The sequence below is a fragment of the Alteromonas sp. LOR genome, from assembly GCF_000753865.1.
Lineage (GTDB): Bacteria > Pseudomonadota > Gammaproteobacteria > Enterobacterales > Alteromonadaceae > Alteromonas.
The window spans coordinates 144,039-169,834 of the sequence record NZ_JQFW01000002.1; the positions used below are offsets into that span (position 1 = coordinate 144,039).

Consider the following 25,796-nt stretch of genomic DNA (forward strand, 5'->3'; position numbering starts at 1 on the left):
ATTTTTATCTTTGATGACAAGTCTGGTTTGGCGGTGTTAAGGAAGGATCTTAACACCGTCATAATATATACGTCTTCGATCGAACAAAAAATGCCAACGCTTTACTCGCTCCTTAACTCAGCGAATGTGTCGAAGGCCAGAGTCATTGAAGAAGTTAACGTTCAAGGGCTTTTCAAGGTTGACTATACGTATTAATAGTGGAGCATATCGTTTTGACCTCAACGGTATTCAGCCAGATGTAATCGATGTATTAAGATTAATGTATGGAAGCAGCCTAGAGTCAAATACTTATGGCTTTTGTGATTTTCATCTTTCGGTAAAAACGACGTCCCCAGTGAGGCGTCTATTTAGAAAACAGTGCGTAATTGACGTTGAGGGAGTAACGCCTTTTAATCCAATATCAACTAAACATATTGTTCCTTCATTAGAATGGGCAATGAATTGGGCAGTTGCCGCGTTTGAGCATACAAAATTAAGTATTCATTCCTCTGTTGTGGTAAAGAACAATAAAGCGATTCTGTTCCCAGCATCCTCAGGGTCTGGAAAGTCTACTCTTGCCACATATCTTGGAGCTAAAGGCTGGCAAATGTTTTCAGACGAAATGGCGTTGATAGATACGCAGTCCTTGAACATTACGCCATTGTATAGACCCTCATCACTGAAAAATGAGTCGATTAACGTTATCCAGCGCTTATGTCCTAGTATCATCTTGTCGAAAAGTGCTCTTTCTACCCACAAAGGCGATATTGCACACGCAAAACTATACTCTACGGAAGAATTTAATACGTTCGAGCCTACATCACCAGATTTCGTTACTTTCCTCAGATACTCGCCTCTTAAGCAAACAACCATTACAGAGCTTACGCAGTCAGAAACATTCGCAATGCTAATAAGAAACGCTTTTAACTATAATATATTAGGTAAAATTGGATTTGACACACTTACACGCGTGGTTACTAATACCAGAGGGTATTACATAGAATACAGCGATATGCATGATTTAAATGACTTTCTGTCTGAATTAGTGGAGCAGTGATGCTTAGCCGGTCTGTTTTTATTAGCGTTTATTGTCGTTTAGAAGGCATAGAGTATCTAAATGAAGTGCAGTGGAACGCGTTAATAAGAATATTGAGGCAAAAGTCCCTAATAGCCTCTTATTATCACAGACTATGCTTAAGAGACCTAGACGGGCTAATTCCAGGTTATTGCAAAAATGTGTTTATATCAGCAATAAGATTTGCAGATGCGCAAGCCCATCAGACTTCCGTGCAAGCAGAAAAACTTACGGCATTACTTGGAAGGCATGATATCCCTTTTATTTTCTTAAAAGGGGCTGCATATACGCTTGGGAAAAACGCAAACGGTGTCGGCAGGTTAATGACGGACATCGACATTTGTGTTACCAGAGAAATTATCGATAAACTTGAAGTTGTTCTACTCGACAAAGGGTGGACATTCAAAGAAATGGATGAGCACGACGACAAGTACTACAGAGCATGGTCTCATGAATTACCACCGCTCACTAATGATGAAGATGGTGTTGTGCTTGATGTCCATCATACCTTAGTGCCCCCGGTAAAAGGGCGCTTTCTTGATATTGAAAAGTTAGTAGCGAGTTCAGTGGATAACGCTAAATTCAGTGTGCCGTCTAAAGAGTGGTTAGTACTTCATTCTGCGCTTCACTTAATTATTAATGAAGATGTTGATAATGGTCTGCGAGATTTAACTGACATTTATCGATTGCTCAGCGATGAAGCTGATGCAAAAGCTGCGATGGATAGAACGAGTACGTTGTTCAAACAAGAAGGTTTTTATAACGAATGGCTTACACTTGCAAGATTGCTAAAGTTTTACTTTGCGCTGGATATACTTGACGATGCGGATAAAAAGCTCCCCCTTTATTACAGAATAAGAGCAATAGCTCTAACAAGGTCCTTACTGCCACGCTCTTCTTTTATTACTAATAAATATAGTGCGTTTTGGAGTTTACTGAACTATTTGCTGGGCTACGAATCAAAAATGCCGTTCCATATTTTAGTTAGGCAGGCGCTCTTCAAAGTATACAGAAATGCTGCGAAATTTATTTTTGGTGAGTTTTTCTTCCGAAAAGCAAAAAAATTAAAGGAAAATTAATGAAAATCTTGGTCACTGGCGCTGCCGGTTTTATTGGTGCCGCAGTTTCTCAACATATTATAAATCGTGGCGATGAGGTTGTCGGCATAGATAACATTAACGATTACTACGATACCAACTTAAAATATGCGCGTTTAAAAGAGATAAGCTCGTCACCTGCTTCTTCATTGTTCTCCTTCATTGAAATGGGCGTGGAAGCCCGAGATAAAATGACCGCGCTATTTGAAGAGCATAAATTCGACGGAGTAATTCACCTCGCTGCGCAAGCAGGAGTTCGTTATTCCCTTGAGAACCCAAACGCATACATAGACAGTAATGTTGTAGGGTTTATGAATATTCTTGAGGGCTGTCGTCATACAAACATTCGACATTTAGTTTATGCATCTTCAAGCTCTGTTTACGGTTCAAATAAAGAAATGCCCTTTTCTGAAAAGCATAATGTGGATCATCCGGTAAGTATTTACGCCGCTACCAAAAAAGCCAACGAGTTGATGGCACATACTTACAGCCACTTATATGGTCTAGTCACCACTGGGTTACGCTTTTTTACTGTGTACGGTCCATGGGGGCGACCAGATATGGCCCCGATGAAGTTTGCCAAGGCGATATCATCAAAAGGAAGTATTGACGTTTATAACTATGGCGAGCACAGAAGAGATTTTACCTATATTGATGACATTGTAGAGGGCGTCGTTAGGTCGCTTGATAGGGTGAATTGTACAGATCCAGACGCAAACATTTCAGGCGATAGATATGAAGTAATTAATATCGGCGCACAAACGCCGGTGCATCTTCTTAGCTTTATTGAATTGATGGAAAAAGCGTTTGGTAGCGCTGTGAACAAAAATTTACTGCCTATTCAGCCCGGAGACGTGCCAGATACTTATGCAGATGTGTCTAGGTTGACAGAATTAACAGGATATCAACCTAAAACGTCTATCGAGGAAGGGGTGAAGCGGTTCGCTGAATGGTACAAGGCGTTTTATTAGCGCCTAAACCCCTTCCCATTTGTTTGAATATATCCCGCGTATTTTTTCGGCAAGAACTCACGGGTGGTAGAATACCCAAGGTCGAATAGAGTGTTTTTTATCTCTGGCGTTAGCGAAAAATCCACCGCTGAAATTTCGCCTGTATTCACTACAACAGTGTTGTGCCAATAACGGGCGTTTACGTATTCCCGAGACATCGCCGTCATAAATGTTCTGATAAGCATGCCCACATACTGGGGCAGCTGTAATACATTCTTTTTAATTATTCTGCGTTTTTGCATGGTGCTTTGTAGGCGAAAACATACTGATGGTGTGCCGTCACCTTGCCAATCTTCAAATAGGGCGTCCTCTGATAGGATGGCGCCGTCTACCAGCAAGTACTCTTTGAATGGCTTAAATGAGAATATGAGGGGGATAGACATAGAATATCTCACCGCTTCAGATACTTTCATGTCTGGCGTAGTTGCCCGATTAAACAGTACTGGCCCACCACCATTTACATCGGTCGCTAATATATTCAAGGCCATTGGCATATCTGAAAACGTTGCGCCTTCTAGTTGCTCATCAATCCACTGCTGAAAAACATCCCCCGACGATAAACCGCCTTCTCGAAGTAATCTGAACAGGCTGAAAGCAGTAAACTGCTTAAAGTCGGTGTTAAGGGCTAGCTCGCGCATTTGCTCAACGGAATAACCCTTGGCAAATAATGACGCAACAATAGAGCCGCCAGATACCCCAACTAGGGTGGAAAATTCGATGTTCATGTCTTGCAGCGCTTTAATGATGCCAATATGTGCACTAAGGCGAGTTCCTCCCCCTGAAAAGATAGGAACAATACGCGTATTGGGTACAGATTCTATTGGCATGCTTTTCTCATAGTTATTGCGTGCAGCGATAGGTTTATAGAGTATTTAATGCATAAAGTAATCATAGTGTAGAGACGATAAATCACCACTTATATTTTGAGTTTTTTTATGATTAGCCTTTGCTTTACAAAGAAAAAACGGGTGCTAAAAAGCACCCGTTTGTCATAGTGCATCAGTAGTATTATGACTGCGCTAGTTTTGCTTTCATTTCACGTCTTTTAGCATGCAGTAGAGGCTCGGTGTAACCCGATGGTTGCTCCTTACCCTTAAATATTAGGTCGCTAGCGGCCTGAAACCCAATGGAGTTTTCCAAGTCTGGCGTCATTGGAATGTATTCAGCATCGCTGGCATTTTGTTCATCTACCAGCACAGCCATGCGTGACAGCGATTCTTTAACCTGGTCAACGCTTACAATGCCGTGCTCTAACCAATTGGCAATGTGCTGCGAAGAAATACGCAGTGTGGCTCTGTCTTCCATTAATCCTACATCATTAATATCAGGTACTTTCGAGCACCCTACACCTTGGTGCACCCAGCGAACAACGTAGCCTAAAATTCCCTGAACATTGTTATCTATCTCACGTTTAATACCGTCACGGGTAAGACTTGAAGTGTCTTCTAAAAGCGGGATAGTGAGAATGTCGTTTAAACCGTCGAAGTTTTCGTCTAACTGCTTTTGTACGTCAAACACGTTCACATCGTGATAGTGAAGGGCATGCAGTGTTGCTGCAGTAGGAGAGGGGACCCATGCGGTGTTCGCGCCGGCCTTTAAGTGTCCAATCTTCGCGTCCATCATGTTTTGCATTTCATCAGGAGTTGGCCACATGCCTTTCCCTATCTGGGCTTTGCCAGACAATCCACAGCGTAAACCAACCGCCACATTTGCGGTTTCGTAGGCTTTAATCCACGACATTGCTTTTAACGAGGCTTTTTCTGCAAACGGGCCGGCCAACATAGAAGTATGAATTTCATCGCCGGTACGATCTAAAAAGCCGGTATTGATAAATACTACGCGCGATTGTGCTTCAGCAATGCAGGCTTGAAGGTTAACGCTGGTTCTGCGCTCTTCATCCATAATGCCCATTTTAAGCGTATTACGCGGTACATCGATAATCTCTTCAATACGTTCAAACAAGACATTGGAAAATGCCACTTCTTCGGGCCCGTGCATTTTAGGTTTAACGATATAAACGCTGCCTTCACGACTATTTGTATAATCGCTGTTGCCGAGTAAGTCGTGCTTTGCGATGAGAGAAGTGATGAGTCCGTCCATTATTCCTTCAGGCACTTCTTCGCCATCAAACAGCATGGCGTTGTTTGTCATTAAGTGACCTACGTTACGAACGAACATCAAGCTTCTACCTGATAGCACAAGCTCGTTTTGTGACGTCGTTTTTTCTGATGGTACGTGCTTTGACGGGTGATAGGCACGGTCACTATGCATAGCGCGCACAATGTTTTTGCCGCCCTTTGTCATCTCAATGCGTAAACTGCCTTTCATTAGCCCAAGCCAGTTGCTGTAAACTAATGTTTTGTCCTCAGCATCTACTGCCGCAACTGAGTCTTCACAATCCATAATGGTGGTGAGTGCAGCTTCAACGAGAACGTCTTTTACGTTGGCTGAGTCACTTTCACCAATAGGATGTGTGGGGTCTATTTGAATTTCAAAGTGCAAGCCGTTGTGCGCAAACAATAGTGCAGAGGGTGCGCTTATATCACCTTGGTAACCTTGCCACTGCTCGGTATTGGCAAGCGTAGTCACATCGCCATCGGTAAGTTGGACCGACAGCTTCCCCGTCTCTATTTTGTATTTTACAGCATTTGCATGACTGCCTTTTGCAAGGGGGATCATGCTGTCTAGGTAAGCTTTGGCTTTTTCTACCACTTTTGCGCCGCGAATTGGGTTATACGCTTTGCCAGGTTCAGCGCCATTTTCTGTCCCGATAACATCAGTGCCATATAACGCGTCATAAAGGCTACCCCAACGTGCGTTAACCGCATTGAGCGCATAGCGTGCGTTGTTAATTGGCACAACAAGCTGAGGCCCTGCCATGGTGGCAATTTCAGGATCCACATTTGTGGTAGCCGCCGCAACATTATTGGGCTGCTCTACTAGGTAACCGATTTTCTTTAAAAAAGCGGTATATTCGCTACCCGGAGCGGGGTTTCCTGCTTTGTGGTAATCATCGATAGCGCGCTGAAGCTGTTCACGCTTTTCAAGTAGTGCGCGATTTTGGGGAATGAATTCTGCAAAGAGGGCTTCAGCGCCTTTCCAAAATGATTCTGGCTGAACTTTTGTGCCTGGGATGGCCTGATCGTTAATAAAGCTATCAAGTTGCGCTGCAACCTGAAGTCGACCGTGCGTGATATATCCTTGCATAACTACCTCTATACATTGTGTTACTAGGAAATGTTTTACTTGGTAAGCATGTACTACGTGCTCACTGTACTTTTCGTAAAGTACATTTTAGTAAAGTACGTTTTAGTAAAGCCTTAGCCTAGTGTAGTGCGTATAGAGATAGTTTTTTAATTTATGGTTTGTATTGCTGTCATAATTTTTGTGAATGTTAGTGGTTCCAGTATAGTAATTTGCAACTAAACAGCATTCATTTCACTCGCAACATCACTGATTAATCGGCGTAGCCAAATATGACCTGCATCGTGATGAAGTAGTGCGCTCCATGCAATTTTAAGCGCAATAGGAGGAATATCAAACGGAGGCTCTTTTATTACTACGTCAGGGTCGTGTTTGAAAAGCTTAGCTGCTTTACTGGGCAACGTTGCAATAAGTTTTTGTTTTTTCGCTATTTGAAGCGCCGCATGATAATGGCGTGTAAATACACGAATGGCCCGTTGCTTTCCTATTTTTGTGAGCTCTGCGTCTACCCAACCAAGCTTTTGAACTTCATTTGGGTCGATACCAACGCCCACGCCAAAACCTGTCTTACTTACCCAAATATGTTGTGCGTTAATGTAACTTTCTAAGTCACATTTTTGCACTAAAGGATGGTCGGCGCTCATTACGCAGCTAAAGGTGTCATACCACACCACTTTTTGGTGAAACGAAAGGGGCAGTTCGTCAAAGCGGTTTATCGCCATGTCTACCTTGCCTTGCTCTACATCGTGAAATGTCACGTCACTGGGTGTAATCAAATCTAAAGTAATATTTGGCGCCAGTTCGGCTAAACGTCCAACAAGTTCAAGCAATAGCGTGCTTTCGGCATAATCACTTGTCATGATACGAAAGGTTCTCTCGCTGGTTAGCGGATCAAATTCGGTTTCTGGCTGAATGGAACTTTCTAACCGGCCGAGCACGTCGCGAATAATAGGCTGGAGTTCTAATGCGCGTTTAGTGGGGGTCATACCGTCGCTTGTTCGCACTAAAAGAGGATCTTTAAATAAGTCGCGAAGACGCTTTAAGCCGTTACTCATGGCCGGCTGTGTAATGCTCAATTGGTTTGCCGCTTTTGTTACGCTGCCCTCTCGTAGTAAGACATCTAAATAAACCAATAGATTAAGATCGACCTTCGCTATATTCATTGCTGTAATGCTCTTTCTGAAGATGATTAAAGAAGTGTATTGTAAAGCGTTTTGTGTCTGTTGTCAGATAAGCGTTTAGTCTTAATTAAAATTTGACTACTTACCTTAAGTTTCTGATTCTAATTGTTTAATTGGCAGGGCTCGTAAAACGAGCAAGGTTATTCAATTTTTTAATGATGAAATTATCGAGATATAACATAAATATTATGAATAACTATAAAAAAGGGCACCCGAAGGTGCCCAGTAAAGGAAAGGTTGGGAACTTTCCGTTAAACGTCGAACTGGTTCATTGTGTTGTCATCACCTGATGCTTTAAGCGCTGCATCACCAGAGAAGTACTCTTTATGCGTATCGCCTAAATCTGAACCTGCCATTGCTTGGTGTTTAACACACGCTAAACCTTGGCGAATTTCTTGGCGTTGAACACCGCGTACATAAGCAAGCATACCTTCTTCACCGAAGTACCCTTTAGCTAGGTTGTCAGTTGACAACGCCGTGGTGTGGTACGTCGGAAGCGTTATTAGGTGATGGAAAATACCGGCTTCGCGAGCAGCGTCTGCTTGGAAGCTCTTAATTTTCTCATCAGCTTCAGCAGCAAGTTCTGTTTCGTCGTACTCTACTGCCATTAAGCCTGCACGGTTATAAGCTGAAACGTCTTTACCTTCTTCACTCCACGCGTCGAACACTTGCTGGCGGAAGTTAAGCGTCCAGTTGAACGATGGTGAGTTGTTGTAAACCAGTTTCGCGTTAGGTACTTGCTCACGGATAGCGTTAACCATTTCCGCAATTTGACCTACGTGAGGTTTTTCAGTTTCAATCCATAGAAGATCTGCACCGTGTTGAAGTGATGTAACACAGTCAAGAACAACGCGGTCGAAACCTGAGCCGTCTTTAAATCTGAACAACCCGTTTGGTAAACGCTCTGGCTTAACAAGCTTTCCGCCTTGCTTAAGGATAAGGTCGCCTTCATTAACATCGTCAGCACCGCCAACATCGCTAGTTTTAAGGAACGCGTTGTACTGAGCCGCAAGGTCACCCTCAGACTGAGAAACCGGTATTTTTTGTGTAAGGCCAGCACCTAATGAATCGGTACGAGCAACAATAACACCGTCGTCTACACCTAGTTCAAGAAACGCGTAACGAACGGCGTTAATTTTCGCTAAGAAGTCTTCATGAGGAACGGTAACTTTACCGTCTTGGTGACCACATTGTTTAGCGTCTGATACTTGGTTTTCAATTTGAATACAGCATGCACCAGCTTCAATCATTTGCTTGGCAAGCAAATAAGTTGCTTCTTCGTTACCAAAGCCCGCATCGATGTCCGCAATAATTGGAACGATGTGAGTTTCATAGTTTTCAATTTCTGCTTGAATGGCTGCAACGTCGCCGCCTTTCGCTTTTGCATCATCAAGTTTATGGAAAAGGTCGCCTAATTCACGTGCATCTGCCTGACGAAGAAATGTGTATAGCTCTTCGATAAGTGATGAAACCGATGTTTTCTCATGCATTGATTGGTCTGGAAGAGGACCGAACTCTGAGCGAAGCGCTGCAACCATCCAGCCCGACAAGTATAAATAGCTTTTGCTTGTAGTACCCTGATGCTTTTTAACAGACAACATTTTTTGTTGACCAACGAAGCCGTGCCAGCAGCCTAACGACTGAGTGTATTGTGAAGAATCGGCATCGTAGTCTGCCATATCTTGACGCATGATGGCCGCTGTATAGCGAGCGATATCCAAACCGGTCTTGAAACGGTTCTGAAGCTTCATGCGAGCGGCGAATTCTGGATTAATACCTTCCCATGCGCCTTTTTGTGATGCTTTTAAAGTTGCGAAGTTATCAATATCTTGTTGGTATTGCGACATGAGCGTCTCTCCCGTCTATGATTATATTTTTACGTTAACGCGTTTTTTATGTAGCTTGCCTTTCGTTCGTAACTATTCAGCTGTAGGGCGTTTCCGTGAGTTCCATTTCATCCTAGTGTGGTTATCGGAATAATAGAAATATATATTTTGCATTGCCGTCATTTATCTTGTGAATGTAATGGTGTTGAAATCATCTGGCTATATAAGAATGGTTAGGACCAATGTCCGACTGAATTGAAATCGGTTTTGGGTTTGATATTGGCTATAGCTTTAGGACAGGCTTCAAGAGCAAGCTATGACTATTTTGAGCCTGGCAGCGATACGATGTGTCATAAAGCTAAAATTTGTGCGGCGCAGGTGACAAAATCCTAGTTATCCATATCCAATAAAATAGGAAGATTCTGCCATTTACGGCTATATTTAAAAGGTCGTGGATAAGATTTCATCTAGAAGGGCTGACAACTCTGCCAAAAAGTCGACTGGCAAATCTACTAACTAGTCCACTTAATATGGCGGGAAGTGCACCAAATATTCGTTATTTGGGGTAAGTAGCTTTGGTTGGTTCTTACTTTGGTTATCACATCGGGTATTACATTGGGGAGGAATTGGAGATTGCATTAGATGGTGCATTAGATGGTGCATTAGATGGTGCGTTAGATGCTGCATTAGAGAGTGCGTCAGGGCTTAGACTTTAGTGCAAATCTATTCATACCAGTCGTTAAGGCTGATAGTCTAGCCCGTCACGCTGTAACATTGATAACGAGTGCGTTGGTTTCATTGCCCTCTGAATACTAAACAAAAGTGAGTAGTATGAGTAAAAGTGTATTGTCGTCTGTCGACCAAAGAACCAAGTTAGTTGGTGAAAATAGGTTGGAACTACTGATGTTCCAGCTAGGTACACGTCATATTTTTGCTATGAATGTATTTAAAATCAAAGAAGTTATCGATATGCCTAAGCTCAATGCGATGCCAGGCTCCCACGATAATTTACGAGGCGTGATGAATTATAGAGGCAGTGCGATCCCGGTTATCGATCTGCGCCAATCGATTAAAATGCGTGGTGTTGCCACGGACGAAACTGCCAGAAACGTCATCATTACCGAGTATAATCGCAGTGTTCAGGGTTTTATCATTGGTCAAGTCAGAAGCATTGTGAACACCTCGTGGGATACCATTCAGCCGCCTCCTAGCGGAATGGGCAAGTCGAACTATTTAACCGCCATAACGCAAGTGAATGTTGAAGGTAAAACCGAGCTGGTAGAAATCATCGATGTTGAAAAAGTACTTGCTGAAATTATTGATTACGATATTTCAATTTCTGAAGAGATTCTCGACACTGACATTGTGAACCACTTTATTGATAAAAAAGTGCTCATTGTGGATGACTCCAGTACGGCAAGAAAACAAATAAGCGATACCCTCAAACAACTGGGTATTACTATTATAGAGCGCAAAAACGGTGCACAAGCACTGGCATTGTTAAAGCAATGGGCTGATGAGGGTAAAAACCCCTGTGACGAAATTTTGCTTATGTTCACTGACGCCGAAATGCCAGAAATGGATGGCTACCGCTTAACTGCTGAGGTTCGTAGCGATCCAAGAATGAGTAAATTGTTTATTGCGCTTAATACATCATTAAGCGGCAGTTTCAATGATGCAATGGTAGAAAAAGTAGGTTGTGACCGTTTCATCTCTAAATTTCAGCCCGATATGCTGGTAGATGTTGCCCAGCAACGTATGCGCGAGTATCTATCGGAGCAAAAACAGTAAAGCACCTCCATGATAGATAGACATGGCTCTGCGCTTTAGCACGTGATCTCAGAGAAGACCCAGCAACACGAGCTAATAAAATTCAATACTATGAGCTAACAATACACGCTAGCGCTAAAATTTTGCGCCAGCATCTGCCTTTCTGCTTGTTTTATCCTCACTTCATCGCCCCTACGACCTTTTAGTTTTGTTGTTGGGGTGAGTCTGCTTTACAATTGCATAAAGAAAAGCAATACCTTATTTGTGCACGCTCTTGTAAGCACATGCTCCTCTAAATAAATATCGTTTAGAAGAGGGTATCTTTAAATTAGTAAACAATGACTTATACATGAAGGCACTTTAGTTAAAGCCTAACTCGTCGTTGTATTATATTGATTAAAGTGCAACAAGCGCCAAGACGCTCAGGCGTGAACAATGATTTCTAAAACAATGATTTCTAAATACATTACTTAGCAGTATGCGCCGTTTCGTTTTGCTAAACACATTGCGCATGTTATTACCCAGGGAAGTTCAACATGGTTAAACACGTATTACGTGCCTCATTAGTAAGCAGTTTGTCTGTCGCATTCATTGCCGGCTGTACAATGACTGAAAGTGTCGATAACGCTCAACAAGTCGCACCAACAAACGCGCCGAAAAATATCATAATGATTGTTGCAGATGGAATGGGACCAGCCTATACCACTGCCTATCGCAATTATGTCGATAATGCTGCTACGCCTGAAATTGAGAGCGTGGTTTTTGATGACATTCTTCTCGGCAACGCATCGACGTATCCTGCTAAAGTATCTGGTTACGTGACCGATTCTGCCGCCGCGGCCACCGCACTTGCAACTGGCGTTAAGTCATATAATGGCGCTATTGGCGTTGACGTTGATAAAAAGCCTGTTAATTCTGTTATGCACTATGCGAAATCAAAGGGCATGAGAACAGGGCTGGCCGTTACTTCGCAGATTGTTCACGCCACGCCTGCCTCTTATATCGCACACAATGAAAGCCGCAAAAACTACAACGAAATAGCCGACGATTTTTTCGATATTCGCGTAAATGGCGAGCCTGTCGCTGACGTAATGCTTGGCGGTGGAACAGCTTATTTTAAGCGAGAAGACAGAAACCTGTTATCGCAATTTGTTGATGAAGGCTATGAATACGCAGACTCTTACGAAGGCTTGTCATCCATTCCAGCGGGAAGCGATGTTATTGGTTTGTTCGCTCCTGTCGCGCTTCCGGCGGTGCTAGACGATAACCGCAAAGATCGCCTTGCGTATCTTACTGAACATGCCATCAAGCACCTTGAAAATGATAAGGGTTACTTCTTATTAGTTGAAGCTAGCCAAGTAGATTGGGCTGGTCATGCTAATGATGTGGGGTCTGCCATGGCAGAAATGCACGATTTAGCTCAAACCATGGAGTATCTACGTGAGTATGTAGACACGCACCCAGACACATTGGTAGTGCTTACCGCTGACCATAGCACGGGTGGCTTGGCCATTGGTGCTGGTGGCGATTACCGCTGGAGCCCAGAGTATCTTCATAATATGTCCGCTTCTGCACGCACTATAGCCGCGACTATGGTTGATGAAGACATGCCGGGCGAATACGCTGCAAAGCAATTAGGCCTGTCGCTTACCAGTGAAGAGCTTGCTATGTTAGATAGTGTCTCGAATCAAGATGAAGAAACCCGATACGCTGCAGTGAAAACCTTTTTAGATATTAAAACAAACACAGGATGGACTACCACAGGTCATACCGGTGTTGATGTTGAAGTGTTTGCATTTGGTGCAGGTGCCACGTCGTTTAGCGGACAAATAGACAACACGGATATTGCCAAAACTATATTTACCTTGTTAGACGGTAGCTCTTTAAACAAGTAGTTTGTTGAGGTAAAAACTCAGCGTGGTTTTAGGCTTTATTAGGTATTAGCACCTTGAGTGCGCCATAAATGTGATTGGGTGGAGAAATTGATTTGATGAACGATGACATGCGAGCGCTACTTCAAGATATTTATGACGAGGTAGAGCCCATGCTGGGTATGGGTAAGGTGGCTGATTATATTCCTGCCCTTGCAACTGTTAATCCACGTCAATTCGGCATTGCGATTTGCGATATTCAGGGCCAGATCACGTCGATTGGCGATGCCGGTGTGCCGTTTTCTATTCAAAGTATCTCGAAAGTGTTCAATTTGGTACTCGCTATTAATCACTATGGCGAGACCATGTGGGATCGGGTCGGTTGTGAGCCATCCGGGTTGCCATTCAACTCGTTAGTGCAGCTTGAATACGAAAATGGGATGCCAAGAAATCCGTTCATCAATGCTGGTGCATTAGTAGTCAGCGACATGGTGCAGTCCCGTTTTGCCTCTCCTCATATCGCTATGCGGGACTTTGTTCGTCGTCTATCGTGTAACGGCGAAATTATGGTGAACAAGGTGGTGGCTGAGTCGGAATTTCAGCATCGCTCAAGAAATGCAGCAATGGCCTACTTAATGAAAGCTTACGGTAATTTTGAGAATGAAGTTGAAGATGTGTTGCACAACTATTTTCATAATTGCGCTTTAGAAATGAGCTGTGAAGACTTGGCGCGCTCCATCAGTTTTCTTGCCAATCGGGGCATGTCAGCGTGTGCCAATGAGCAAGTGCTAACCCCTTATCAAACTAAGCAGGTTAATGCGTTGCTTGCCACAAGCGGTATGTACGATGAAGCAGGTAGTTTCGCGTTTAAAGTAGGTTTGCCAGGTAAAAGTGGGGTAGGTGGCGGTATTGTCGCTGTTGTTCCAGGGCGCTTTACCATTTGCGTATTTTCGCCAGCTCTTAACAGTGTCGGGAACTCTCAACTTGGCGTGGCCGCATTAACCTCGTTAAGTGAGCGAATTAACTGGTCTATTTATTAGCGCGTTAATTGGCTCGCGTTTTACGAACCTTGGTAGCTTCAATATATCAATACCCTGTTAATTCCATGAAGCCAGCACCCTTATGGGTGCCGGTGACACTTACTCTTCCCTCATAATACGCAAATACGCTGTTATTCCACTGGCCAGATTTAAATGGCGACACAGTAATATCCACACCTTTACTAGGAATGGTTATTTGCCACGTGGTGGGCACATCGCGTTCGTTGTTTAACGTAGCAATTTGTTCATTATCTAAAGGCATTATGCTGATTTCATTCAATGCTAGTGTTTCTTTATCTCCTGATGCCGTGATGTAAGAGGCTGTTGTATATATTTCATTGCCTCTATTTTTTGTACCTTTTGTACCAGCTCCAGTGGCGTGCATACGAAACGCCATCAGCTTACTACCGTCGTCTAAATGCAGTGAAAACCAGTCCCAACCCATGGCATTGCTGTTAGCAAGGTGACTTGTCCATTCATGATCGTACCAGCCTAAACCCTTCACGTTAAACGCTGTGTTATTGATATCAAAAGTACCGCTTGCGTCTATAAATGGCTGGCTGTAATAGTAGGAGCGAAGGCGTGCGTCTTCCGTTTTTTTACTGTAGCCATTATCACCCTGTTTCACGAATGGGCCGTTGGCGGTGAGTGAAAGAGTAATATCTACGTTGTTATTGATAGAGAATTGTAATGTTGCAGGGAAAGGAGAGTCGTTTTTTGATTGCCACGACCAGTCATCAATAACGGCGCTGAAGGGGGCTGGCTTAACAAAGGCGTTTCCTACACCTCCAGCAGCCAAGCGCTCTTCAAAAAAATGTTCATCTTTTGCGTGTAGTGACGCATGTCCCATCCACTGCTGTGGCGTAGACCATGAGCTTGCAATCTGAGTTTCTTTTTCGGTAGCAAATCGAAACAAAGTAAATTGTAGGCCGTATTCGTTTTTATCATCATCTTCTAATACAAAGGTTAGATACCACCACTCAAGCTGATAATCAGGGTGGCTGCCATGATCCTTAGGTAAAGCTAAAGGAGTTGTTTTATTCACAGATTGAAACGAGCCGGTTGAAGAGTCGGTGTCACTGCCATCTTCAGACTTATTCTCAGAGCTTTCTTCAGAGCTATCTTCAGAGTTACTTTTTGATAGATCCCCAAAGAAACGAGAAGGCGCTGGCGCATCTGAGCAAGCACTGCAGGTTAATACACAAACGGCCAATACTACTTGAAAGAAAAATTTGAGGGGCTCCGCTCTCTTTGTGAGCGTAGGAAAAATCTCCGAGAGCAGGTTAAGCGTAGGTTTCATAGCGGTGCATCCTGTCGTAAATCTACTTTGGGCTTTAGCCGACCTAATGGAAGAGCAATTACCAAGCATATGATTACGAGCGAAACCGTTACGCTGCTTACGATAACGCCAAAGTCGACGGCTAGCGGATACACCCAGCTAAAGGCCAGTCGATTAACTTCGAAGATAAATACATACGCTAGATAAATACCAAACGGTACGGCAAGTAAGGCGGTGAGTAGGCATAGAAAAATATATTGTCCTAGTAAGCTAAGCTTCACTGCTGTTTTACTCACCCCAAGCGCCCGCAGTACAGTAAGTGACGATGCATTACTGAGCGATAATATACTTAGCGATACTGCAAAGGCTACTCCCGCTACAAGCAGCGTTGTGATATTTAAACCATCAGTAAGGACAAACGTTCTATCAAAGGTATCCATCGAAAGCGTGAGTAATTCTTCTCTACTGTAGAGATTGCCCTGGGTGGCGAGTGTTGTTTCCTTCTGCTCAAAGGTTTGAGGCGTTTCAGGTGTACCAGCCTGGAAAGTAGATTGATCGTAAGAGATAGCAAGCACGCCAGAAAATGCGGCGTCACCAATGGTATCTCTATTAAAGCTTGATAGTGGTAACAGCAATTGCGCTTTCATATTGCCGTAATCTGGGTAGATGCCTAATACGGTAAAAGAGGGGGGTTTATTGAAGAAACGATGGTTATTTTTGTTTGAGCTCTCATCGATATTGGCGGCCTTCATCTCTTCAAGAAAAAGCGTATCGCCCAGTGAAACGTCATTGGAAAACGCAAGCTGTTGATTAATGTAAATGCCTTCACCACTTTCAAACTTCGCCCATGCATTAGTAACACTTGAGTCTACAACAAGGGCATTACGACCATTATCATGGGTAGGGTAACTGCTAATTGAAATTGAAGAAGCATCCGCGCTTTTAGAGCCATTTCCACTAGAGTCGGTGTTATTAGCGCTAGACTGGGCAACGAGTTTACCTTGAAGTCGTAGCAATGGCGTTGAGGTAACGCCTTCGGGTATAACAAGCTCAGAGAGTGCTTTATCGGTGTACAAATACGCAGGGGCGTACAATCGCTGAGTTAGCCAACTTTCCGTAGCCGCACGAAAGCTATCGGTCATAACGTTCATGCCAATGTTAGCAGTAAGCGCAATGAAAAAAGCACAGACGGCAAGACGGGTACGAGAAGAAAGCTGTGCAGTACTTGCCACTATAAAGTGTAAAACGGGTTTACTTGGGGGCGTAACCTTCATCACACCGTTGGCCAGTATTGGCAACCACATAATCACGAGAGAACAGCTTACCAGCAGTAATAGTGCAACAAACAGCAGCGCGTGCAGCGTAGTTGATATTAACGCTTGGGTAATGGCTAAAAGGGCAATGCCAGCTATCGTGCAAACAAGTACAGTACGTTTTCGCATAGGCTGAGCGGCTTTTACTTTGCTTGTGCTTAATGCAGTGGAGAGTTGTTTTGCTGGAATGAGTGCAAATATGCCCAGCGATAAAAAGGTAACAAAAACCGAGAGCGCGAGTGTGCTGATTAGGTTGACGTCAGGGGTAATAAACACGGCATCGAAAAGAGAAGAAAAGGTGCCGCTAATGATGGGTGAAAGCATTGACGCGGCATAAAAACCTGCGGCGCAACCAACGGGAACGCTCAATACGCAATAAAGTAAAAGCTCTGCAAGTAGTGCAGTAGTTAAATGGCGGCTGCTTACGCCCAGTTGCCTCATTCTAAAAATATTGGGTAAACGAGTTCGGTACATCAAGTTCAGCGCGTTTAACACAATAAAGAGCGCCACTACGGCCATTAACGCGCCCATAGCCCATAAATTTAGCTTAAAACTATCGGGTAACGAGCCGGTGTCTTGCTGCGTACTAATGTCTTTAAACTCAACGGTTTTTAAAAGCCTTTGTTGAATGATTTGCTTATCGCTTTGTGAGAGGGGAAGTAAGGACAAAAAACCTGATAGGGGCCAAGTGGCCTCAGTGATATTTCGGCGATAAAAGTCTGCTAGCGACACAACAACAGTATCTTGAGGGACTGCAGTGCTTACACTTAGCTGTACAATAGTGGCCGATGAGGATGACGACGTTGAAGTGATATCAGAAGAGGGCGGCAATGCACCTGCCGTTTTACCTGCCGCTTCAGCTGGGCCCTTAGGTAAAGCGGCAGCTGAAGAGGCTCCTGATGAAGAAACTCCTGATGAAGAAGCTTCGCCGTCTTGTGAGTCACCACTGGCTAGTTGGCTATTTTTTTGACTGCGTTTTTGGCTGCCTTTTTGACTGCCACTGAAAAACAAGACATCGCAGCCGAGCTTTGATTTTGTCGCTGGGTGTATGGCGCCCGCGACATGATATGGCTGAGCGGAGCCGCCATTTGTTGACATTAACCCAGCCATGCTATTTGAAATTGAGCCTGCTTTATCCCCAGAAACTGGATAGCTAAAAAGGGCTTGGTTATCTATTCCCAAAAGAGACAGCTCTGTAGCCGCTTGTGACGTCTCTACTTGGTTGTCGCTATTGTCGTCTTCGGCGCATGAGAACCTTTGTTCTCTCTCGCTAAACGCTACCAGTTGGGTAAAGCCTGCCATCCTCAAATTGGCATAGTCAGCTTTGCTGAGGAAGTAGTCTTTACCCACTTCACCTACTTTACCTATTTGAGGCTCACTTGCAGCCTCATCCACAGCTCTGTTGGACATAGCAGCCTTGTCGACAAAAATAATAGTACCGCCATTGAAAATAGAAGATTTGCTACTGGCTAGCTCACCTTGTGAAGCGCCTTCGTTAATGAGCAGCACGGTAATGAGGCCTGCATTTGCTAAAATGATAGCAAACATGATGAGCAGCGGCTCCCACGGTCTTACCCGTGACATGGCTAAAAGGGCGTTAAGGGTAAGGCTTAAGGTTCTATGCAAAGGGACACTTCATCATTTAAATCATCGGCAGGTTTGACACATGCACTAACTATTGCATTGACTATTGTATTAGCTGTTGAATTAACGACTGCGCTCGCTTTTGCTATCACTATTGCGCCCATTTTTACGCCAATTAGTGCGTTCACTGCAGTTCCTTAATCTGCGATTTTTCTTCGTTCAATTTGCCTTTATGTAGCCACAATGGGAACTTCGCCTTTTGAGCCACATCAGGGCTGTGTGTCACAACCAGTAATGTGGTGTTCATCTCGCTGCAAACGTCATAGAGAATATCGGAAACAGCTTGGCTGGTGGCTTCATCTAAATTACCGGTAGGTTCGTCGGCGAGTATTAAAGAGGGCTTGTGTACCAGTGCTCTTGCTATTGCACAGCGCTGTTGCTCACCGCCCGATAATTGCGATATTGGTTTTTTAGCAAGAGGCAAAATATTGAGCTGTTCCATAAGTTCTGTCTGATACTGCGGGTTGTAGTTACCTTTTAATCGCGCGGTAAACGCAATGTTATCCCATGCATTAAAACAATCAAACAGGTTATAGCTTTGAAATACGATCCCCAAATGATTCTTACGAAAATCATCCACATTGCTTTTACCTCTCACAGCATTGTTTAAAACAGGCTCTGTTCCAACTATACCTTTTTCGGCCGCAGGAAGGTTGCGGGCATTGGAGGGGGTGTCCTGAGGTTGGCGTTTACTGCCTTCATACAAACAATAATCGTTAACTGAAATGGTACCTGAGGTAGGCGTATCAAAGCCTGCAATAAGGGATAATAGCGTTGATTTGCCACACCCTGAAGCCCCTTGAATACTCACGGAATCGCCGTTATTTACCGAAAGATCTAAATCACAAAGAATAGGTGCGCTAACGCCTTCAAACGACTTTGTTAACTTTTCAATTTTTAACATAGGTGACAGGGAGACCGTTTTGAGTAATAGAAGTAAAGAGCAATTCATTCAGGGTCGCAGGTTGGCAACTCAGGAGGATTTTCAAAAAGCAATCCCGACGCCAACTTTAAGCTAGCCTTCTATCTCAATCTAACAATTAACTTGTTCTATTATTGCGTCTTACTGATAGGATTACGTTGCCTCACCACTTTTGGAGCAGTAAAAAATAGCAAGAATAAGAATAATGGTAAATGGGGGCAAGAGAGGTAAATTGAAAAAACAACAAATTGACATAATGTTGTATCTGAACTATCGTTTTCAGCATCGCCCCTATGGAGTTATCTATGAGACTTTCAATTGATATTACTGCAGAACAGCACCAGTTTCTTAAAGCAGCAGCTGCTATTCAGGGCAAGAGCATAAAAACCTATGTGTTAGAATGTGCATTGCCTTCACACGAGGAATCTGAGGCATTTAAAAAGTTGGAAAGCGTTTTGAATAAAAGGACCAACAGCGCATTAAGCGGTGCCATTTCAAACAAAACACTCGATGAAATATGCGATGAAGAGATAGCAGATCAGTAACTTGGCTTCATATCTTCTATCAAAAGATGCTTAAAATGATATTCGCGAAATAGTTAGGTATACCCTAAGTAACTGGGGTGAAACACAAGTAAACCTATATCGCTCTGCATTGAGAAACCAATTCGACAAGATTGGTAAAATTGTTGTTGTCTGTAAACATTATTCTAAAACACTCCCCGACGTAAAATTTACGATTGTAAAAGAGCACTTCGTTTTCTACGTTTCACCTCCTACAATTCACCTCCAAATGAAAAGCCGATAATAATTGCCGTACTACATAAATCAAGAGATATGGTGCGGCACCTATCGAGCAGGTCTAAAGATTCGCTTTATTAGCACTACTGATTAATAAAGTTATCGAGCTCTTCACCCGTAATTTTCTTTATTTGAGCAAACAGATACCATAATGCAGCAATTAGTAACACCATGCTGGGAATGACGATCACTGGGTAGCTTAGCGCTGTCATCCTGCCAAGCTCTTCGGTGTAAGCCGTTGTGCCAGGTTCGCTGACGAGTATCATTTTTGCCAATATGTAATTAAGCGCAGAAGACAAAAAGAAAGAGCTTGCAACAATATACGAGCTTACCGCCACTTTTTTATTAAACTCAACCTGCTTGCCTTTGGCGTCAAGTACCTGATTTAGATGAGGCCAATTGATAATTTGGTCGTTTAATATCAACATCTTGACTAAGGGTTTTTCGGTATATTGAGTGACTAAAACTGCAATGCCAATAAGGCCAGGGATCGCGGCTTCTTTTATCGCAATATACTCGGCGGGAAGTTTCAATAGGCTAAATCCCCCGGTAAGCAGTACGCTGATGATCCCAAGAATAGAGAAGCCATTCACTTTACCTGACTGCTTTAAATCATAAAGTCCGTAGCCGATGGGAAAGCTTAGCGCCGCCACTATGCTCCACGCTGGGCCTAAATAATCCTCAGAGCTTGCATAGCTCATAAGCACTACGGGAATAATGATATTAAAGGCGAGGTTGCCAAAAAAGCCCTGATTTTTTTGCTGAGGTTGTTGTACTGCTGACATATCAATCTGTAACTTCAAATTCTGTAGTGTGATTATACGGAAAGTTATTTCCGTGCCCAGTGCCAAGCGGCAAATAACCCACCTAGAAAGCCAAATAGATGATATTCAAACGAAATAAATTTCGATGTGGGGAGCACGCCGACTAACATTCCGCCGTATAGCGCAGCAACCACCAAGGAAATGAGCAAATATCGAATCTTATTACTTCGAAACCCAGCCAATACCAAAAAGCCAAAGTATCCATATACCATACCGCTGGCCCCAATGTGTGTTGCGCTTCGGCCAAACAGCCATACGCCGAGGCCGCCAATAAGCAGCGCACACATAGTAGCAATAATAAAAGTACGCTTGCCCCATTGCATTGTTAGCCACATGAATAGCATTAGCGGCAACAGGTTTGCCATTAAGTGTGTAGGAGTGCCATGAAGAAAAGGGGCAGTAAAAATAAATGGCAAGTGGTTTAAAGAGCGTGGCACAACGCCAAAGGCATTGAGTGAATTACCCGTTAAAAGGTTTGCCACTTCAATTAAAATTAACAGTGCGCCTATGGTAAGTATGATGCGCAGCTGCATCGATAGCGACTTCATAACGTGTCCTTTACGATAATGCTAAATAAGTATTGTGAGTAGTACGGTGTTAATATTGCGGTGCTAGAATGTAGTACATGTAATATGGGTTTTAGAGCGCACATGATCACAAAATCCTGCGTTCATAGATTCTTGGGTTCATAAAATCTTTCGTTTACAGATTCTTGCGTTCATAAAACCTTTCGTTTATAAAATAATGTGAGGCACATAGCGCGAGAGGTCTTGTGTAATGGCAGACGTATCCTCCCTGACTGAAATTCCTGCAGGCATGTCATCCACCAGCCAGCTGCCAATTAGTGTGTAATTATCACCAAAGGTGGGCAAAGGTTCAAAGGCCTGCACAATAAAGCCTTCTTCTCCGTAGGGACCGCTGCTTAGCTCATCCTCTTTGCCATCTTGAAGAATCGAAACGTTCGCCCCCTCCCGTGAATACAATGGTTTTTTAATCCATTTACCCGCCGCAACCGCTTTATCAGCTTCATCGCTGAAATACGATGGTAGCAGGTTAGGGTGGCCTTCAAACATTTTCCACAGCATAGGAAGCAATGCTTTGTTCGATAAAACAGATTTCCAAGCAGGCTCTAGCCAATTCACTTCTGCACCGGCTAGTGCGTCGCCGAATTCTTCCCGAAGCATAAACTCCCACGGATAAAGCTTAAAACAATCTGTGATGGGACTGTCGTTTAAATCGGTAAACACACCAGTATCTGCAATGCCGATGTCTTCAATAAACACGAAGTCGGTGAGCAGCCCAGCTTCTGCCGCGCAATCTTGAAGGTATTGCACGGTACCTCTGTCTTCATCGGTATCTTTGCAACAGGCCATGTGAAGTTGCTGAATATTATAATGCTTGGCGATTTCACGGAATCGATGAACCAGTTTTTCTTGCAGGCTGTTAAATTGATCTGAATGCCTAGCCAGTTTCCCATTATCCACGTTCTGCTCTAGCCACAGCCACTGCCAAAAACCTGATTCGTATAAGCTGGTGGGCGTGTCGGCGTTGTTTTCCAATAACTTTGCAGGGCCCGAACCGCTATAAACGAGGTCTAGACGAGAATATAGACTGGGGTCGGCATTAAACCAGCTTGATTGAACCAAATCCCAGTGTTGTTCGGGTATGGCAAATCGGCGAAGTAATGATTCGCTGTTAACCACTTTCTCCACTACTGCTAAACACATCTGATGCAGCTCTGCGGTGGGAGCTTCAATATCATTTTCAATTTGCGCTAGCGAAAACTGATAATAGGCACTTTCATCCCAATACGGCTGTCCGTACATGGTATGAAAATGAAAGCCGAACTCTGAGGCTAGCTGCTGCCAGTTTGGCCGCGGCTGGCAGGGCATTCTAAACATTCTAGCCGCCCCATCCGCCTTTGCGACTACTGCTACCCCATGACGATTTAGCGCGCACGCTACTGCCGAAGCCGCCTCGCTTCATAGTGCGGTTAACGGTAGGCTTTGGTTTTAACTGATCTTTACTTACTCGGTAATTGCGCTTTCGAATATCGCCATCGAACACATGTCCGTCGGCCGTTATCCACCGTGAGCGAAAAGGCGAGTTGTATGAAGATGAGGTATACAGAGGTTGTGAATAATAGCGGTTTGGCGAGAGTAGTGAACTCACCATGTAACCTGCCATAAACGGCATGAAAAAGCTGCCACCACTTGTATTGACGTTGCGGCACTGATTAGGGCCGAATTCGTATTCACAGTCGTATTCTGAATTAAATCGTGGGCTTGTGCGCAGCGCTTCATCAGCTGCGGTTTTATAGGCTGCCTCACACTTTTCTAGTGCATCAGGGTAATCCTGCTTGCAGTCATCAATTGATGTATAAATCTTAGCTTCTTCTCGCTCGGCGCCACAGGCAGAAAGCATTACGCTGGCCACGCCTAGCGCCAAGGGTTTAACGCTAAACGTTTTGCGCATCCGGCTTAAATTGATGTACTTACTGCGTTTGGTTTTTGCTTCGGGCTCAGCGTTCGTCTCAGGTAATGCTTGAGTACTCATCCAGCTGCTCTCGCTGGTTACGTTACTCTTACAGCTGGTTTTATAGCTACTTTCGCAGTTGCTACCAAAAGACGTAGAGCCAAGCGGGCCCTGTTTATTTGTGTTGTCTGTTGAGTCTGTCATAGCGGCTCCCTAATAGGTCATGCATGCTGCGTTGAGCAAGCCTACGGCAATTGACATACTGGCAAGCATCACACCTGCAGAAATTTCGTTGTTGTTAATGCGCTCAGCAATTTTTGGCATGAAGCTAAATCGTAAAATAGCAAAAGCCAGAGACTGAGCAATAACGGCAACAATGGCCCAAATGGCGAAGTCGATTACGGCAACCGAGTTTGAAGCGGCACTTCCAAGAGCAATAGCAAAACCGATAATAGCGCCTCCAAAACCAATGGCTGCAGCAACGTTTTTGTCTTCTTTAACCAGTTTCCACTCGTCATGCGGTGTGACTAACGCATACACCAATTTGAAAATAAATAAGAACAGGATTGAAAGGCCAAAGTACAAAGCAAAGTTATCTAGTCCTGCAAGTGATTGCATGATTGTATCCGTCATATTTTTTGTTCCTATCCGTTAATAGTTATATCTGCTGGTTGAATATCAACGCCCGTTGAAATTACCAAGCATCGGTCTAAATTATTACCTACTTGCTTCTCTTCTCCAACGACTAGCAGGGTTTCCACCCGTTCATTATCTATTGGACGTTCGTAAAGCATCATAAATTGGTCTGTTTTACTAATATCACCGTCTTCCTCATACGTGGTTTCTGTTACTGCCACAGGGGGAGACTCATCGCCAATGGCACCCCAAACGCGAGTGAAGGTGTTGCCGTCTAGGTCATAGGTTGGCTGGCTAATAATTGATGACAAGCACGTATTCCACTGCGCATCACTGCCAATGGTTTGTGTGTCGTAAAAATGCCAGAGTTTGACGTCGGTTACGTGGTTTTCACTCATTCCGCCATCGAGAATTACCTGCAAAAACCCATCGTCATCGGTATAAAATCTGAGTATGGTGCCGCCGGTATCAAGCGGTGCCTCGCCTACAGCTTGTATAAGGTGCGAGCGAGCCGCTTTTTCTATGGTTAGCGATGGCTCTAGCAGCGACATTTTAAGGTTATCGAGTTCAAACGAACCGCCTAAATACAGCCCCATCACCTCAGGCGTCTTTGGTGCTGCAGGTTTCGCTTTTTTAAACAATTTACCGAACATATGGGGTTCCTTTTTGACAGCCTAGTTTGCTGGCTAATCTGCGTCCAGCGTTAACCAGTCAATCGAATTGATTCGACTTAGCGCAATATAAAAAAGGGTGTCACCTGGATTCAGTGTGCCCTCTAATGGAGGATTCACCACCATGTCTTTCACTTGCCCGCGTGGCGCATAACCAATAAATATGGCGTCGTGCTTGCGTTTCAAGTTCATAAATAACTTTGCGATTGAGATTGCAGGGCTCGACGCTGGAATTTTTACCGAAAACTGGGCTTGGCCCTCATCAATACTCAACAGGTCGTGGTGCAGCATGCTCGAGCCAGGGTCGAAGGCTGATTTTGCCAGCATTTCAACGGCAACGCTGGGGGTACATTCAACCTTAGGGCAATGGTCTTGCAGCAGGTCGACTAAGCTTTCGTCTTCAAAATATGCCACTTGATGTGCATCGGGGTTACTCTTCGTGCAATAAAGCGCAGTGGTCATGGTGACGTCGTCGTAAGGGTTATCTAGCAAAATAGTCGACGCCGAGGAAACGCAGGCTCTGTCCATGTCTTCATCTTTGTTGAACGAGTCTACTTTGACAAATTCGATAACACCGGGCATGGGGTTACTAATATCGGCTTTTACGCACAGCACAATATCAGGTTTAGGGCTCATTGCATTTCGCTCCTGTAACAGGAGGTTAAGTAGCAGCATGGTTCGCTGTTCATTCCAGCCGATAACCAGTATGTGGTTGTTAACATCTAAGCTTGTCATACCCAATAACCCTTTTCTCCATTGTTCAGACACCCACGCGGCCAATCGGCCAATAACCATGGCAAAAATACTTAAGCCCAGCGGAATGACGTATATCGCCACTATGAGTTTTCCCGCCGAAGTTATCGGCGATAAGTCGCCGTAGCCCACTGTCGAGGCCGTTACTGCTAACCAGTAAAAGAAGTCGACGCTGTTAATGAGCTCATTTTCATTTGCAGCATAAAGCAGCCAATAGCTACTTACTGCGTAAAACGCCGTTACGCCTAAAATGGTATACCAGCGAGATTCTGCGAAATACTGCAGCATGACTTTGCGCAGTTTTATCCATGGGGACATAAAAGAAGTAACCCGTGTTTTCCGTGCGTTAACTGTGCCTTGAAGCGTTTAACTTGTCTAGCCGTGCTAAAACTAAAAAAAGGGGGAGCGTAAACGCTCCCCCTTTTG

Annotated in this window: 23 protein-coding genes; 8 read left to right on the plus strand and 15 right to left on the minus strand. The window is 44.0% G+C overall.

What is annotated here, in order from left to right; all coding sequences use genetic code 11:
* The first annotated feature begins 178 nt into the window (after positions 1-178).
* Genes JV36_RS0101370 through JV36_RS0101380 form a run of 3 tightly spaced genes read left to right on the plus strand, consistent with a single transcriptional unit; the run spans position 179 to position 3,122 of the window.
* Positions 179-1,036, plus strand: a complete 858-nt coding sequence (locus JV36_RS0101370; RefSeq protein WP_032097142.1) for an HprK-related kinase A — start codon at positions 179-181, stop codon at positions 1,034-1,036.
* Positions 1,036-2,133, plus strand: a complete 1,098-nt coding sequence (locus tag JV36_RS0101375) for a nucleotidyltransferase family protein (RefSeq protein ID WP_032097141.1) — start codon at positions 1,036-1,038, stop codon at positions 2,131-2,133. The genes JV36_RS0101370 and JV36_RS0101375 overlap by 1 nt, the downstream gene beginning before the upstream one ends.
* Complete coding sequence (locus JV36_RS0101380) at positions 2,133-3,122, plus strand: NAD-dependent epimerase (RefSeq protein WP_032097140.1); 990 nt, start codon at positions 2,133-2,135, stop codon at positions 3,120-3,122. The genes JV36_RS0101375 and JV36_RS0101380 overlap by 1 nt, the downstream gene beginning before the upstream one ends.
* On the opposite strand, the gene JV36_RS0101385 is transcribed toward JV36_RS0101380, so the two are convergent.
* The 4 genes from JV36_RS0101385 to JV36_RS0101400 all read right to left on the minus strand — a co-directional run bounded on the left by JV36_RS0101385 (position 3,119) and on the right by JV36_RS0101400 (position 9,393).
* Positions 3,119-3,988, minus strand: coding sequence for a patatin-like phospholipase family protein (locus tag JV36_RS0101385; protein ID WP_032097139.1), 870 nt, complete (start codon positions 3,986-3,988; stop codon positions 3,119-3,121). The genes JV36_RS0101380 and JV36_RS0101385 overlap by 4 nt on opposite strands.
* A 181-nt stretch (positions 3,989-4,169) precedes the next feature.
* Complete coding sequence (locus JV36_RS0101390) at positions 4,170-6,368, minus strand: malate synthase G (protein ID WP_032097138.1); 2,199 nt, start codon at positions 6,366-6,368, stop codon at positions 4,170-4,172.
* A 215-nt stretch (positions 6,369-6,583) separates the two neighbouring features.
* Positions 6,584-7,528: a LysR family transcriptional regulator gene (locus tag JV36_RS0101395; protein ID WP_032097137.1), complete on the minus strand. Its 945-nt coding sequence runs from the start codon at positions 7,526-7,528 to the stop codon at positions 6,584-6,586.
* 269 nt (positions 7,529-7,797) lie between these two features.
* Complete coding sequence (locus JV36_RS0101400) at positions 7,798-9,393, minus strand: isocitrate lyase (RefSeq protein ID WP_032097136.1); 1,596 nt, start codon at positions 9,391-9,393, stop codon at positions 7,798-7,800.
* 554 nt (positions 9,394-9,947) lie between these two features.
* Here JV36_RS0101400 and JV36_RS19645 point away from each other — a divergent pair.
* The 4 genes from JV36_RS19645 to glsB all read left to right on the plus strand — a co-directional run bounded on the left by JV36_RS19645 (position 9,948) and on the right by glsB (position 14,053).
* Positions 9,948-10,088, plus strand: a complete 141-nt coding sequence (locus JV36_RS19645) for a hypothetical protein (RefSeq protein ID WP_160173371.1) — start codon at positions 9,948-9,950, stop codon at positions 10,086-10,088.
* A gap of 115 nt (positions 10,089-10,203) precedes the next feature.
* Positions 10,204-11,163 (plus strand): chemotaxis protein CheV, encoded by a 960-nt coding sequence (locus JV36_RS0101405; RefSeq protein ID WP_032097135.1) that lies wholly within the window; start codon positions 10,204-10,206, stop codon positions 11,161-11,163.
* Positions 11,164-11,678: 515 nt separating this feature from the next.
* A complete protein-coding gene (locus JV36_RS0101410) occupies positions 11,679-13,037 on the plus strand; it encodes an alkaline phosphatase (RefSeq protein ID WP_032097134.1) in 1,359 nt (452 codons plus the stop codon).
* A 107-nt stretch (positions 13,038-13,144) separates the two neighbouring features.
* Positions 13,145-14,053, plus strand: a complete 909-nt coding sequence (gene glsB / locus JV36_RS0101415) for a glutaminase B (protein WP_032097243.1) — start codon at positions 13,145-13,147, stop codon at positions 14,051-14,053.
* Between the two features lie 46 nt (positions 14,054-14,099).
* Here glsB and JV36_RS0101420 read toward each other — a convergent pair whose 3' ends face one another.
* The 4 genes from JV36_RS0101420 to JV36_RS0101430 are packed head-to-tail and all read right to left on the minus strand — an operon-like array spanning position 14,100 to position 19,193.
* Positions 14,100-15,353, minus strand: a complete 1,254-nt coding sequence (locus JV36_RS0101420) for a lipocalin-like domain-containing protein (RefSeq protein WP_052010287.1) — start codon at positions 15,351-15,353, stop codon at positions 14,100-14,102.
* On the minus strand, positions 15,350-18,271 hold the full coding sequence (locus JV36_RS0101425) for an ABC transporter permease (protein WP_032097133.1): 2,922 nt from the start codon (positions 18,269-18,271) through the stop codon (positions 15,350-15,352). The genes JV36_RS0101420 and JV36_RS0101425 overlap by 4 nt, the downstream gene beginning before the upstream one ends.
* Positions 18,256-18,417 carry a hypothetical protein gene (locus tag JV36_RS19650; RefSeq protein WP_160173370.1) on the minus strand — a complete coding sequence of 54 codons (162 nt, stop codon included), beginning with the start codon at positions 18,415-18,417 and terminating at the stop codon, positions 18,256-18,258. Before JV36_RS19650 ends, JV36_RS0101425 begins: the two co-directional genes overlap by 16 nt.
* On the minus strand, positions 18,414-19,193 hold the full coding sequence (locus JV36_RS0101430; RefSeq protein ID WP_032097132.1) for an ABC transporter ATP-binding protein: 780 nt from the start codon (positions 19,191-19,193) through the stop codon (positions 18,414-18,416). Before JV36_RS0101430 ends, JV36_RS19650 begins: the two co-directional genes overlap by 4 nt.
* A 323-nt stretch (positions 19,194-19,516) precedes the next feature.
* On the opposite strand from JV36_RS0101430, the gene JV36_RS0101435 reads away from it, so the two are divergent.
* The gene (locus JV36_RS0101435; protein ID WP_032097131.1) at positions 19,517-19,756 is read left to right on the plus strand and encodes a type II toxin -antitoxin system TacA 1-like antitoxin; all 240 of its coding nucleotides are present in this window, start codon (positions 19,517-19,519) and stop codon (positions 19,754-19,756) included.
* A gap of 338 nt (positions 19,757-20,094) precedes the next feature.
* Here JV36_RS0101435 and JV36_RS0101440 read toward each other — a convergent pair whose 3' ends face one another.
* The 7 genes from JV36_RS0101440 to JV36_RS0101470 all read right to left on the minus strand — a co-directional run bounded on the left by JV36_RS0101440 (position 20,095) and on the right by JV36_RS0101470 (position 25,688).
* Positions 20,095-20,796, minus strand: a complete 702-nt coding sequence (locus tag JV36_RS0101440; RefSeq protein WP_032097241.1) for a VC0807 family protein — start codon at positions 20,794-20,796, stop codon at positions 20,095-20,097.
* 44 nt (positions 20,797-20,840) lie between these two features.
* Entirely contained in the window at positions 20,841-21,383 is a 543-nt protein-coding gene (locus tag JV36_RS0101445; protein ID WP_032097130.1) for a rhomboid family intramembrane serine protease, read from the minus strand.
* 186 nt (positions 21,384-21,569) lie between these two features.
* Positions 21,570-22,736, minus strand: a complete 1,167-nt coding sequence (locus JV36_RS0101450) for a glutathionylspermidine synthase family protein (protein WP_032097129.1) — start codon at positions 22,734-22,736, stop codon at positions 21,570-21,572.
* A 1-nt stretch (position 22,737) separates the two neighbouring features.
* Positions 22,738-23,391, minus strand: coding sequence for a DUF1190 family protein (locus tag JV36_RS0101455; RefSeq protein WP_052010307.1), 654 nt, complete (start codon positions 23,389-23,391; stop codon positions 22,738-22,740).
* A 132-nt stretch (positions 23,392-23,523) separates the two neighbouring features.
* Positions 23,524-23,943, minus strand: a complete 420-nt coding sequence (locus JV36_RS0101460) for a DUF350 domain-containing protein (RefSeq protein ID WP_032097128.1) — start codon at positions 23,941-23,943, stop codon at positions 23,524-23,526.
* Between the two features lie 11 nt (positions 23,944-23,954).
* Positions 23,955-24,599, minus strand: a complete 645-nt coding sequence (locus tag JV36_RS0101465; RefSeq protein ID WP_032097127.1) for a YjfK family protein — start codon at positions 24,597-24,599, stop codon at positions 23,955-23,957.
* Between the two features lie 33 nt (positions 24,600-24,632).
* Positions 24,633-25,688, minus strand: coding sequence for a potassium channel protein (locus JV36_RS0101470; protein ID WP_032097126.1), 1,056 nt, complete (start codon positions 25,686-25,688; stop codon positions 24,633-24,635).
* Positions 25,689-25,796 lie beyond the last annotated feature (108 nt).